Source organism: Paraburkholderia sp. SUR17 (genome assembly GCF_029536165.1).
GTDB classification, from domain to species: Bacteria; Pseudomonadota; Gammaproteobacteria; order Burkholderiales; family Burkholderiaceae; genus Paraburkholderia; species Paraburkholderia kururiensis.
In genome coordinates, this window is sequence record NZ_CP120509.1 from 154,196 (window position 1) to 166,015 (window position 11,820).

At 65.2% G+C, this 11,820-nt stretch carries 11 protein-coding genes; 9 read left to right on the forward strand and 2 right to left on the reverse strand.

Annotated elements, in window-relative coordinates:
- Window positions 1–61: 61 nt before the first annotated feature.
- From trpA to P2869_RS18290, 7 genes are all read left to right on the forward strand, one after another.
- On the forward strand, window positions 62–877 hold the full coding sequence (gene trpA / locus P2869_RS18260) for a tryptophan synthase subunit alpha (RefSeq protein WP_017773260.1): 816 nt from the start codon (window positions 62–64) through the stop codon (window positions 875–877).
- 81 nt (window positions 878–958) lie between these two features.
- Window positions 959–1,831, forward strand: coding sequence for an acetyl-CoA carboxylase, carboxyltransferase subunit beta (accD, locus tag P2869_RS18265; RefSeq protein ID WP_017773261.1), 873 nt, complete (start codon window positions 959–961; stop codon window positions 1,829–1,831).
- 134 nt (window positions 1,832–1,965) lie between these two features.
- Window positions 1,966–3,276, forward strand: a complete 1,311-nt coding sequence (folC, locus tag P2869_RS18270; RefSeq protein WP_277599081.1) for a bifunctional tetrahydrofolate synthase/dihydrofolate synthase — start codon at window positions 1,966–1,968, stop codon at window positions 3,274–3,276.
- A gap of 34 nt (window positions 3,277–3,310) precedes the next feature.
- Window positions 3,311–4,267, forward strand: a complete 957-nt coding sequence (locus tag P2869_RS18275; protein ID WP_277599082.1) for an SPOR domain-containing protein — start codon at window positions 3,311–3,313, stop codon at window positions 4,265–4,267.
- 18 nt (window positions 4,268–4,285) lie between these two features.
- Window positions 4,286–4,780 (forward strand): CvpA family protein, encoded by a 495-nt coding sequence (locus P2869_RS18280; protein ID WP_277599083.1) that lies wholly within the window; start codon window positions 4,286–4,288, stop codon window positions 4,778–4,780.
- Between the two features lie 111 nt (window positions 4,781–4,891).
- Complete coding sequence (purF, locus tag P2869_RS18285) at window positions 4,892–6,442, forward strand: amidophosphoribosyltransferase (RefSeq protein WP_017773265.1); 1,551 nt, start codon at window positions 4,892–4,894, stop codon at window positions 6,440–6,442.
- A 328-nt stretch (window positions 6,443–6,770) separates the two neighbouring features.
- Entirely contained in the window at window positions 6,771–7,964 is a 1,194-nt protein-coding gene (locus P2869_RS18290) for an O-succinylhomoserine sulfhydrylase (RefSeq protein WP_017773266.1), read from the forward strand.
- A 97-nt stretch (window positions 7,965–8,061) separates the two neighbouring features.
- On the opposite strand, the gene P2869_RS18295 is transcribed toward P2869_RS18290, so the two are convergent.
- Window positions 8,062–8,877, reverse strand: coding sequence for an AraC family transcriptional regulator (locus P2869_RS18295; protein ID WP_277599084.1), 816 nt, complete (start codon window positions 8,875–8,877; stop codon window positions 8,062–8,064).
- Window positions 8,878–8,944: 67 nt separating this feature from the next.
- Window positions 8,945–9,286, reverse strand: coding sequence for an FKBP-type peptidyl-prolyl cis-trans isomerase (locus P2869_RS18300; RefSeq protein WP_017773268.1), 342 nt, complete (start codon window positions 9,284–9,286; stop codon window positions 8,945–8,947).
- A gap of 223 nt (window positions 9,287–9,509) precedes the next feature.
- Between P2869_RS18300 and P2869_RS18305 the strand changes: the two genes are divergently transcribed.
- The gene (locus P2869_RS18305; protein ID WP_277599085.1) at window positions 9,510–10,268 is read left to right on the forward strand and encodes a HAMP domain-containing sensor histidine kinase; all 759 of its coding nucleotides are present in this window, start codon (window positions 9,510–9,512) and stop codon (window positions 10,266–10,268) included.
- Between the two features lie 104 nt (window positions 10,269–10,372).
- On the forward strand, window positions 10,373–11,767 hold the full coding sequence (locus P2869_RS18310) for a hemolysin family protein (RefSeq protein WP_126879290.1): 1,395 nt from the start codon (window positions 10,373–10,375) through the stop codon (window positions 11,765–11,767).
- Window positions 11,768–11,820 lie beyond the last annotated feature (53 nt).

Sequence of the window (11,820 nt, forward strand, 5' to 3'; positions counted from 1 at the left end):
GAAGAAGCCGGGCGCCGCCACTCGCGAAGTGCGCCGTAACCCTTTTCCAGAGAAAAATTCCATGTCCCGTATCCAGAAGACGTTCGATGCACTGACCGCGCAGCGCCGCAAAGGGCTGATTCCGTTTATCACGGCCGGTGACCCTGATCCGAACCGCACCGTGGAATTCATGCACGCGCTCGCCGCAGGCGGCGCTGACGTGATTGAACTCGGCGTGCCGTTTTCGGACCCGATGGCCGATGGCCCGGTGATCCAGCAGTCGTCGGAACGCGCGCTCGCCAAGGGCGTGACGCTGCGTCACGTGCTGGCCGACGTGAAGCGCTTTCGCGAAAAGAACGGCACCACGCCGGTCGTTCTGATGGGCTATGCCAATCCGGTGGAGCGCATGGGCGTGGATACGTTTGCTGCCGCAGCGAAGGAAGCCGGTGTGGATGGTGTGCTGATCGTCGACTATCCTCCGGAAGAATCGGCTAATTTCGCCGAAAAGATGAAATCTTCGGGTATCGATCCGATCTTCCTGATCGCACCCACTTCCACCGACGAGCGCATCGCCGAAGTCGGCCAGATCGCAAGCGGCTACGTCTATTACGTGTCGTTGAAGGGCGTGACCGGCGCCGGGCATCTGGACGTTTCCACCATCGAAGGTAAAATCGCGGCCATCAAGTCGCACGTACCCCTGCCGGTGGGCGTCGGCTTCGGCATCCGGGACGCCCAAACGGCGCGCGCGGTGGCTGAAGTGGCGGACGCCGTCGTGATCGGCAGCCGTATCGTGCAATTGCTGGAGCAGGCCGCGCCCTCGGCGGCTGTCGGCGCCCTGACGCGCTTCATTACCGAAGTGCGAGAGGCTATCGACAGCGTCAGCGCGGCTGCACGGTAAAATTCGCCTTTACTTTCAACACGCTGCCGCCGGCTCGCCCGGCAGCGGCGCTGCCCGAAGAAGGCTTACGAAGGAATCAGTATGAGCTGGCTGGATAAACTGCTGCCGCCCAAAATCAAGCAGACCGACCCGAAGAACCGCAAGGGGATTCCGGAAGGCCTCTGGATCAAGTGTCCGTCGTGCGAGGCGGTGCTGTATCGCAACGACGTGGAGGCCAACCTGCACGTCTGCCCGAAGTGCGACCACCACATGCGCATCGGCGCGCGGGCGCGGCTCGACGGCCTGCTCGATCCGGAAGGCCGCTACGAGATCGGCCAGGAGATCGTGCCGGTCGATGCGCTGAAGTTCAAAGACAGCCGCAAGTACCCCGACCGCCTGAAAGAGGCGATGGACGAAACCGACGAGACCGACGCGATGGTCGTCATGGGCGGCGCCATCCATACGCTGCCGGTGGTGGTGTCGTGCTTCGAGTTCTCGTTCATGGGCGGCTCGATGGGCTCCGTGGTGGGCGAGCGTTTCGTGCGCGGCGCGCAGAACGCCATCGAACAGCAAGTGCCGTTCATCTGCTTCACGGCTTCGGGCGGCGCGCGTATGCAGGAAAGCCTGCTTTCGCTGATGCAGATGGCCAAGACCACCGCGATGCTCACGAAGCTCGCTGAGGCCAAGCTGCCGTTCATCTCCGTGCTGACGGACCCGACGATGGGCGGCGTATCGGCGAGCTTCGCGTTCCTCGGCGACGTCGTGATTGCCGAGCCGAAGGCGCTGATCGGCTTCGCCGGGCCGCGCGTGATCGAGCAGACCGTGCGTGAAAAGCTGCCGGAAGGCTTCCAGCGCGCCGAGTTCCTGCTGCAAAAGGGCGCCATCGACATGATCGTGGACCGTCGCAAGCTGCGCGAAGAACTGGCGCGACTGATTGCGCTGCTGAGTCGCCAGCCGGCCGACGCCGTCGCCTGATACCGGGCGGCGCGCCCGCGCCGCCACCTCACGGTCTGCGGCGTCGTCGCCGTTCGAAACGACAAGATTTGCCCCTGCGCGCCGCAAGCGAAAGCAAGCGGCGCGCTGTCATTTCCGCGATAATCGCAGCGCATATGACGACATTCCCCACTCTCGATGCGTGGCTCACGCATCTCGAATCCGCGCACCCGGTCGGCATCGACATGGGACTCACGCGGATCGGCAAGGTTAAAGACGCACTGCAGCTCTCGTTCGCGTGTCCGATCATCACGGTTGGCGGCACGAACGGCAAAGGCTCGACGTGCGCGATCCTCGAAACGATCCTGCTGAAGGCCGGCTATAGCGTGGGCTGCCACACGTCGCCGCATCTGCTTGCGTTCAACGAACGCGCGCGCGTCAACGGCCAGATCGCGACAGGCGAGGAACTGCTCCCGCATTTCGAAGCCGTCGAGGCCGCGCGCTGCTCGCTGCCGGAGCCCGTTTCGCTCACCTATTTCGAATTCACGACGCTCGCGATCATGCATCTGTTCGCAGCGCGTGACCTCGATGCGGTGATCTTCGAGGTGGGTCTGGGCGGCCGGCTCGACGCGGTGAACATTCTGGACACCGACTGCGCCATCATCACGAGCATCGACCTTGACCACACCGAATACCTCGGCGACACGCGCGAAAAGATCGCGCTCGAAAAGGCCGGTATTTTCCGCGCGGGCAAGCCGGCCATTTGTGCCGACCCGGTGCCGCCGCAGACGCTCATCGAATATGCCGAAGAAATTGGCGCCGATCTGTGGCTCTTCGGCCGCGATTTCCGCTACGAAGGCCAGCCGGGCAGCGAGCGTCAGCAATGGACCTACGCCGGCCGCGCCATGCGGCGCGCCGCACTCGCGTACCCGGCGCTGCGCGGCGCAAACCAGCTGATCAATACGTCTGCGGCGCTCGCGGGTCTCGAAGCACTGCGCGACCGCTTGCCGGTTTCGGCACAGGACATACGCCTGGGTCTTGCCAACGTCGAGTTGCCGGGCCGCTTCCAGGTGCTGCCGGGCAAGCCGTCCATCATCTTCGACGTGGGACACAACCCGCACGCCGCGGCCGTGCTGGCGCAGAACCTCGGCAGCATGGGCTACTTCCCGTACACCTACGCCGTGTTCGGATCGATGCGCGACAAGGACATCTCGGGCGTGGTGCGGCATCTGAAGGGCGAAATCGACCACTGGTGCGTGACGGATTTGCCGCTGCCGCGCGCCGCGAAGGCCGAGGAGCTCGAGCACGTGTTGCGGGACGCCGGCGTGACGGACGGCCCGGACAGCAGCGTCACGCGCTTCGAATCGCCTGCGGCAGCGTTTCAAGACGCGCTAAAACGGGCAACCGAAAATGATAGAATCTTGGTTTTCGGAAGTTTCGTGACCGTCGCCGGCGTAATGGCCTGGCGCAAGTCACAGCAACACTGACAGGCGGCTCCCGGGCCCAGCGGACCAGCCATTCATGGGAATTTTCTCGTTCGGCAAGAAAGACGACGCACCGAGCCGGCGCGGCGCAGACTCCAGTGCGACGCGGGGCGGCCGAAATGCGCGCGTCGAGCGGCGCTCGCGCCGCACCGAACGTCCGGCTGCGGACGCCGATGCCATGCTGCTCGACCCCAGCTTGCCGGAGAAGCAGCGGGCACGCCGGCGCCTGGTAGGCGCCATCGCGCTCGTGGTCGCGGCAATCGTCGTGTTGCCCATGGTGCTCGACTCGCACCCCAAGCCCGTCACCGACGACATCTCCATCGACATCCCCAACCGTCCGGTCGCCAAGGCCAGCACGGCGGCGCAGGACACCCAGGCGGGCGTCGCGCCTGACAACCCGCCAGCGCCTGATGTTGCGCCCGGTGCGTCGGGGCTGACGTCGGCAAGCCCGAATGTGGCGGTGGCCTCTTCACCGGCGGCAGGCGGTAAAACGGCTGCGAATACGAAGTCCCCGGCCGCGGTGACCAGCAGCACAGCCAGCAACGCGCCGAGCGCCCAGGTCGCGCCTTCAGCAACCACCCAGTCCAAGACTCACAGCAACGCCGCACAGGTCGCAAACAGCGCGACGAACAACGCGGCCAATAACGCGGCAAACAGCCAGGCCAACAGCAGCGCCCACACAGCCAAGGCCGAACCCAGCACAGACGCAGGAAAAGACACCGGCTCCCCGGCTTCTCCGCCCGGCGCGCGGTTTGCGGTGCAACTGGGCGTGTTCCCGGACGACGCCAGCGCCCGGAATTGGGCCGCGAAGTTGAAAGCGGCCGGAGTTCCCGCATATACGGAGCGTCGCAAGCAGGCAGACGGTTCGATGCGCACGCTCTTGCGCGCCGGTCCGTTTGCGGACCGCGCGGCGGCGTCGGCGGCAATAGCGAAGGTGCGCGAGGCGGGCCTCGGCTCGGGCGCGAACGGCAGTAGCGGCCAGTCCGCGCAGTAAGCCACCGATAAGCCGCCGATGTTCACCGCCTTCGACTACGCTGTAATGGCGGTTATTGTGCTGTCAGCCCTGCGGGGCACGTGGCGCGGGTTTTTGTCCGAGGTATTCGGGCTCGTGGGCTGGATCGTCGCGTTCCTGGTGGCGTGCCGGTTCGTCGGTCTGGTGGTGCCGTGGATTCCGGCTAACTGGCCGGGTGGCGCGCTGACCCAGTGGTTGATCGCATTCGCGGTCATCGTGGTCGGCGTCATCCTCGTAGCGGGCGTGGCGAGCGCAGTGCTCAGCCGGCTCGTGCAGGCCACGGGCCTTTCCGGCGTGGACCGGTCGCTCGGGTTGTTGTTCGGCCTCGCACGCGGGGTCGTGCTGGTGCTGATTCTGGTCGCCCTTGCAGGCTTGACCGAACTGCCCAAACAAGCTTTCTGGCGCAACGCGCTGCTGCGGCCCTACGCCGAGCAGGGCGTGCGTGAACTGAAACCGCTGCTGCCCGAGGCGCTTGCCACTTACGTCCGCGTGTGACGGAGCGGCAAGTCGAGGCGGGCGGCCCGACAGGCGTGCAACGCCGCGGCGTATCACCGGGTACTCAACGCCCGCGCCGCTACCGATTTCGAATCTTTTGAAGGACATGCCATGTGCGGCATCGTAGGCGTAGTTTCCCGATCTCCCGTCAACCAGCTCATCTATGACAGCCTGCTGCTTTTGCAGCATCGCGGCCAGGACGCAGCCGGCATCGCCACCGCGAACGGCAGCACGTTCCATATGCACAAGGCCAACGGCATGGTGCGCGACGTGTTCCGCACCCGCAACATGCGCAGCCTGCCCGGCACCTGGGGCATCGGCCAGGTGCGCTATCCCACGGCGGGGTCCGCATCGAGCGAGGAAGAGGCGCAACCGTTCTACGTGAACGCGCCGTTCGGCATCATCCTTGCGCACAACGGCAACCTCACGAACTGGCAGCAGTTGAAAGACGAGATGTTCCGCGTCGATCGCCGCCACATCAACACCAATTCGGACACGGAAGTGCTGCTCAACGTGCTTGCGCACGAGGTGCAGCTTTCGAGTTCCGGTCTGCAACTCGACCCCGCGGCGCTTTTCAAGGCTGTTGCCGGCGTGCACCGGCGCGTGCGCGGCTCGTATGCGATCGTGTCGCTGATCGCGGACTACGGTTTGCTCGCCTTCCGCGACCCGTTCGGCATCCGCCCGCTGTGCATCGGCAAGATGGAGACGCCCGAGGGTACCGAATGGATGGTGGCTTCGGAATCTGTGGCGCTGGAAGGCATCGGCTTCGAATTCGTGCGTGACGTGGCGCCGGGTGAAGCGATCTTCATCGACATCGAAGGCAACTTCCACGCGCAGCAATGCGCCACCAACCCGAGCCTCAACCCCTGCATTTTCGAACTCGTGTACCTGGCGCGGCCGGATTCGGTGCTCGACGGCGTGCCAGTCTACAACGCCCGCCTGCGCATGGGCGACTACCTCGCGGCGAAAATCCTGCGCGTGTTGCCGTCCGACGTGAAGATCGACGTGGTCATGCCGATTCCCGATTCGTCGCGCCCCGCTGCCATGCAGGTGGCGGCGAAGCTCGGCGTCGAATATCGCGAAGGCTTCTTCAAGAACCGTTACGTGGGCCGTACCTTCATCATGCCGGGCCAGGCGGTGCGCAAGAAGTCGGTGCGCCAGAAGCTCAACGCCATGGGCATCGAGTTCAAGGGCAGGAACGTGCTGATCGTGGACGACTCCATCGTGCGCGGCACTACCTCGCATGAAATCGTGCAGATGGCGCGCGATGCGGGCGCCAACAAGGTGGTGTTCGCATCGGCTGCGCCGCCTGTGAAGTTCCCGAACGTCTACGGCATCGACATGCCGACGCGCGGCGAACTCGTGGCCCACGGCCGCTCGGACGAAGAAGTGGCGCGCTTGATCGGCGCGGACGTTCTCGTCTATCAGGACGTGGAAGACCTCAAGCAGGCCGTGCGCGACATCAACCCGGCGCTGAAGGGCTTCGAGGCATCGTGCTTCGACGGCGACTACATCACGGGCGACGTGACCACGGAGTACCTGGACCGTATCGAGCGTGCACGGCTGGCACCGGACGCGCAGTCGGACCGCGATGCGGCAAGCGACGCTATCGAAGGCGGCGTCGCGCGCTCGCAATTGCATCTGCAGCTTTCGGTGGAATAAGCGCCCGGCAGCGCTGACGACGGCCGCGGTGATGAACCGCGGTCAGTCGTGATAGCATGGCGGCTTGCGTCGATTTGATCTCAGCTTGCGGACGCGGGGCAACCCGAAACAGCTAAAGCGACCGGTGCCGCCATCGCCCCGACGCTTGAAGCCGCTCAAGGTTGAAGCCACAGCCACACAGGCACCTCGCCAATTGCATGAAGCCCGCTTATGCCGACGCAAAGCGGGCTTTTTTGTTGTCCGCCGATGCCACGTGTTTCCATGCCGCCGCATGGAAGACCGCATAAGCACGACCGCGCATCGGCCTTGAAACGGAAACAGAACCAGCATGGACGATACCCTCAACTTCGACACGCTCGCCGTGCGTTCGGGCACGCTGCGCAGCGACTTCAACGAGCATTCGGAAGCCATCTTCCTCACGTCGAGCTTCTGTTTTTCGAGCGCCGCGGAGGCTGCCGAGCGCTTCAAGAACGCCGAAGACGCGTACACGTACTCGCGCTTCACCAACCCCACCGTCTCGATGTTCCAGGACCGGCTCGCGGCGCTCGAGGGCGGCGAGGCGTGCATCGCCACGGCGTCGGGCATGGCGGCGATTCTCTCGGTAGTGATGTCGGCGCTGCAGGCGGGCGACCATATCGTCAGCTCGCAAAGCCTGTTCGGTTCCACGCTCGGCATGTTCTCGCAGATCTTCAGCCGCTTCGGCATTGCGACCACCTTCGTGGATCCCAAAGATCTCGACGCCTGGAAGAACGCCGTGCGCCCCGAAACGAAGATGTTCTTCCTCGAAACGCCGTCGAACCCGCTCACGGAAATTGCGGACATCGAAGCAGTCGGCAAGATCGCGAAAGCGGCCAACGCGCTCTTCGTGGTGGACAACTGTTTCTGTAGTCCCGCGCTGCAACAGCCGCTGAAACTGGGCGCGGACGTGGTGATGCATTCGGCCACCAAGTTCCTGGACGGTCAGGGGCGCGTGCTGGGCGGTGCACTCGTGGGTTCGCGCAAATTCATCATGGAAAAGGTGTTTCCGTTCGTGCGCAGCGCGGGGCCCACGCTTTCGGCCTTCAACGCGTGGGTGCTGCTCAAGGGCATGGAAACGCTGTCGCTGCGCGTCGAGAAGCAGTCGGCGAACGCGCTGGAGATCGCGCGCTGGCTGGAGTCGCATCCTGCGGTGAAGCGCGTGTTCTATCCGGGTCTCGAATCGCATCCGCAATATGCGCTCGCGAAGCGCCAGCAGAAGGCGGGTGGCGCGATCGTCTCGTTCGAGTTGAAGGGCGACACGCCCGAAGCGCAGCGGGCCAACGCCTGGCGCGTGATCGACAACACGAAGATCTGCTCGATCACCGGCAACCTGGGCGACACGCGGACCACCATCACGCATCCCGCCACGACCACGCATGGCCGCGTCACGCCGGAAGCGCGCGCCGCGGCGGGCATCACCGAAGGCCTGATCCGCCTCGCGGTGGGCCTCGAAAATTCGGACGATATTCGCCACGACCTGGCGCGCGGTCTGGATTCGAAGTAACGGGCTGCACGGTGCCGGCTCGATCTCGATGAGCCGGCGCTATACGATGGCTACATGTTGGCAACGCGCCGGCAGCACATCAAACCGAACTGCCTGCTCAGTGGCGCTGCATGCGCCACTGCCCGGGCGCTACGCCGAAGCGTCGTGAGAAGGCGTGCGTGAAGGCGCTCTGGTCTGCGAAACCCACTTCGAGCGCGATGTCGGTGAGGGCACGTCGTGGATCGGCAAGCAGCGTCACCGCCGTATCGAGCCGCAGCCGCTGAAGGTAGCGATGCGGCGTCTCGCCGAACGCTTCGTTGAAGAGTTGATGAAAGCGGCGCATGCCGAAGCCGCAGTGCGCGGCGAGGTCGGCGATACGCAGCGGTTCGGACAAGTGCGTCCGCAACCAGCGGTCGATGCGGGCAAAGTCGAGGCCCGCCGATTGCACCGCCGTGGCCTCGCGCGCCAGGCCCGCCTGGGCAACGATGCCCGCACACAGCCGCGTGGCGGCATCCCAACTGAAACGGCGCGTCGGCAAATCGGGCGAATCCGGCCATTGCGCTTCGCCTGCCGTGCCCGTCGTGCCTGATGTGCCCACCGCAATGTCCCGAACAAGCCGCACGAGCACGCCATCCAGCGCGAGCGGTCGTGCCTGCGCGAAGAGCCGCTCGGGCACCGCAACGGAGGCCGCAGGCAGGTCCAGCACGAGTTGCCGGTTCTCGCCGATGCCCGCGTAGTCGTGGCGCGCGCCGGCCGGAACCAGCCATGCCGAGTGCGCGTCGATCTGCTGCGCCACGCCGTCCACCGCCATCACCATCGTGCCGTCTAGCCCGAGCACGACCTGATGAAAGTCGTGCACGTCCGACGCCTCGATGTCGCCGTAACGGCGCAGCGAGACGCTGGGAGCGAGCAGTGGCGTATGAGGATGCGGCATCGCGGCAAACCGGGTGACGGAAGGGGCGTGGGAGCGTGCCTTCACGTCATCGGTGTTTCTCGCTCACTCAGACAGCGAGCAGTTCCACTTCGAACACGAGCGTCGCGTTCGGCGGAATCACGCCGCCCGCGCCGCGCACGCCGTAGCCGAGTTGCGGCGGAATCGTGAGCTTGCGCACGCCGCCCACCTTCATGCCCTGCACGCCTTCGTCCCAGCCCTTGATGACCATGCCGCCGCCCAGCACGAATGCGAACGGGTCGTTGCGGTCTTTGCTGGAGTCGAACTTCTGGCCGTCGGTGAGCCAGCCGGTGTAATGCACGGTGACCGTCTGGCCGGCCTGCGCCTCGGCGCCGGTGCCTTCGGTCAGGTCCTCGTATTGAAGGCCGGATGCGGTCGTGACGTTCGACATGAGTAACTCCTGGTCGCGATAAAGGAAAAGTCGACATTGTAGGCGTATTGCCTTGCCTTCACGCTTTTCGCACCTCGCGAAGCCCGGGTTGGCGCGGCGCCGGGAAAGATGGTCGGGCACGTTTCGTGCGGCGCCGGAACACCTTTGGCGGCGCCTATAATTCAGTCGCTCTTTATCCCTGTTTTCCCAGACTCCTACGAGCTTCGTTCAAGGAATTCCGATCGTGGCAACGTCCCTCTCCCGTGCCGAACGCGTGGCACGTCTGTGTGCCGAAACCGCTCTTTTCATGCGCGACCACGTGCTCTCGGTGGTGTCGCACGACATGCGCAGTCCGTTGAATGCCGTGCACAGCTGGGCGTATGTGCTGGAGCGCAAGATCGACGCCGCCGACGCCACTGCGCAACGCGCGCTCACCGGCATTCGCACCGGCATCGAGCAGCAGGTGAAGCTGCTGGAGGATGTGGTCGACACCACGCGCAGCGAAACCAGGAAGCTCGCCATCGAACGCGAACCGTTCGGGTTGCGCGCGCTGGTGGATGCGGCCGTGGACGAAGTGCGCGCCGGTCTTGCCGACGCACGTGGCGTAACGATCGTGGTCGATACGCCGCTCACCTCCGAACAGGTGACCGGCGACCGCGAGCGGATTGCGCAGGCGTTGTGGCTGATGCTCACGTTCGCCACGGAAGCGAGCGCGCGCGGCGGCACTGTGCTGCTCGCGGCTGCGGCCATTGGGGGTTCCGCGCATTTCAACGTGGCGTACTCGCCGTCGCCGCAGACGCTTACCGACGAATCGCTGCCGCATCTGCTCGAAGCGTTCGCGCGCCGTCAGGCGCAGGAGCCGCGCGAAGCCGGCCGCATTGCGTGGGTGTTGTCGCTCTGCCGACGCGTGGCCGAAGCGCATGGCGGCGCCTTCGAGCAGGCCATGCCGGAGGTTGACAAGACCGCGACGCTCGCGCTGCACGTGCCGCTCATGGCCGGATGAACGCGTCGCGGGCGGCACCCCAGTCGCCGCCCGATGCCGTCCGCTCGCTTACATCCCACTTTCGGGCCCTATACTGACGACTTTTGTTGTTGGAGCCCGTTGTCTTGATCCAGGTTATCGCCCTTGTTGGTGCGCTGCTGCTCGTGGCGCTCAATGGTTTCTTCGTGGCCGCCGAGTTCGGACTCGTCAAGCTGAGACAAACGCGCGTCCAGACGCTGGAGAAGCGCTACGGCATGCGCGGCAAGCTGCTCGCGCGCGTGCACGGCCGGCTCGATGCCTATCTGTCCGCCTGCCAACTTGGTATCACGCTCGCGTCGCTGGGTCTCGGCTGGATCGGCGAGCCCGCGTTTGCGGAACTGCTCACGCCGGTCTTCGAGCTGGCCGGCGTGACGTCCGCGCAGTTGATTCACGGCATTTCGCTGTTCTTCGCCTTCTCGTGCATTTCGTTCCTGCACATCGTGGTGGGCGAGCTTGCGCCGAAGTCGCTCGCCATTCGCGAGGCCGAAAAGATCGCGCTGTGGGTGGCCGCGCCGCTTTACGGCTTCTACTGGGTCATGTATCCGGCCATCTGGCTGCTCAATACGAGCGCGAACGGTGTGCTGCGCATGGCCGGCCTTGCGCAGACGCACAACACCGACGCCCAGTACTCCACCGAAGAACTCAAGCTGATCCTGCGCAGCCGCCGCACGCGCGCAGCGGGCCACGCGGCGAAGGCGGCAGCGGAGCCAGGAGGACCGGCAGCGGCGCTGGCCTCGGCGGCCACGAATGCCTACAGCGCCGACGAGTGGAACACCATCGCGCATTCGCTCGACTTTTCCACCATGACCGTGTCGGACCTCATGCGGCCCGCACACGAACTGGTGAGCCTGCGGCTGGACCGACCGTGGCAGGAAAACCTGCAGGTGATCGCGCAGCATCGTTTCAGCCGCTATCCGCTGTTCGAAGACGGGTCCGGCGAGCACGTGGCCGGTGTCGTGCATCTGAAGGACCTGTTGCTCGCCCAGGAAAGCGGCGCGGCGCACGGAAACGAAAGCCTGCGCCGTTACGCGCGCCCCGTGCAGTACGTTAAACCGCAGATGCCCGCGCTCGAACTGTTCCGACGCTTCCGCAAGGGCGTGCCGCACTTCGCGCTGGTGGGCAACAAGCGCGGCCGGCCGATGGGCTTCATCACGCTAGACAATCTGCTGGGCGCGCTCGTGGGCCAGATTCACGACGAGTTCCGCCAGAGCGACGCCGACTGGACTCGCATGGACGACGGCACGCTGATGGGCAAGGGCAGCTTGCCGGTGGTGTCGCTGGAGCGCGCGCTCGGCATCGACATCGACGAAGGTCGCGCCGAATCGGTGGGCGGCCTCGTGATCCAGGCGCTCAACGATCTGCCTGCCGAAGGTCAGCGCGTGTCGTTCGATCGCTTCGACGTGGTGGTCAAGAAGATGAAGGGTCCGCGCATCGTGCTCGTGCGCGTGTACCCGAAAGACCTCGAAGATCTGGGCGGCTGAGTCCGGTTGCCTCGGCGCTTGGCACGGCCGCGTTACCGGGCCGCTAGCCTCCA

Coding starts and splice junctions, on each gene's coding strand:
- P2869_RS18280 (WP_277599083.1), top strand. CDS start 4,286: ATGTTCACCGCCTTCGACTACGCTGTAATGGCGGTTATTGTGCTGTCA.
- P2869_RS18290 (WP_017773266.1), top strand. CDS start 6,771: ATGGACGATACCCTCAACTTCGACACGCTCGCCGTGCGTTCGGGCACG.
- P2869_RS18295 (WP_277599084.1), bottom strand. CDS start 8,877: ATGCCGCATCCTCATACGCCACTGCTCGCTCCCAGCGTCTCGCTGCGC.
- trpA (WP_017773260.1), top strand. CDS start 62: ATGTCCCGTATCCAGAAGACGTTCGATGCACTGACCGCGCAGCGCCGC.
- P2869_RS18275 (WP_277599082.1), top strand. CDS start 3,311: ATGGGAATTTTCTCGTTCGGCAAGAAAGACGACGCACCGAGCCGGCGC.
- folC (WP_277599081.1), top strand. CDS start 1,966: ATGACGACATTCCCCACTCTCGATGCGTGGCTCACGCATCTCGAATCC.
- P2869_RS18300 (WP_017773268.1), bottom strand. CDS start 9,286: ATGTCGAACGTCACGACCGCATCCGGCCTTCAATACGAGGACCTGACC.
- purF (WP_017773265.1), top strand. CDS start 4,892: ATGTGCGGCATCGTAGGCGTAGTTTCCCGATCTCCCGTCAACCAGCTC.
- accD (WP_017773261.1), top strand. CDS start 959: ATGAGCTGGCTGGATAAACTGCTGCCGCCCAAAATCAAGCAGACCGAC.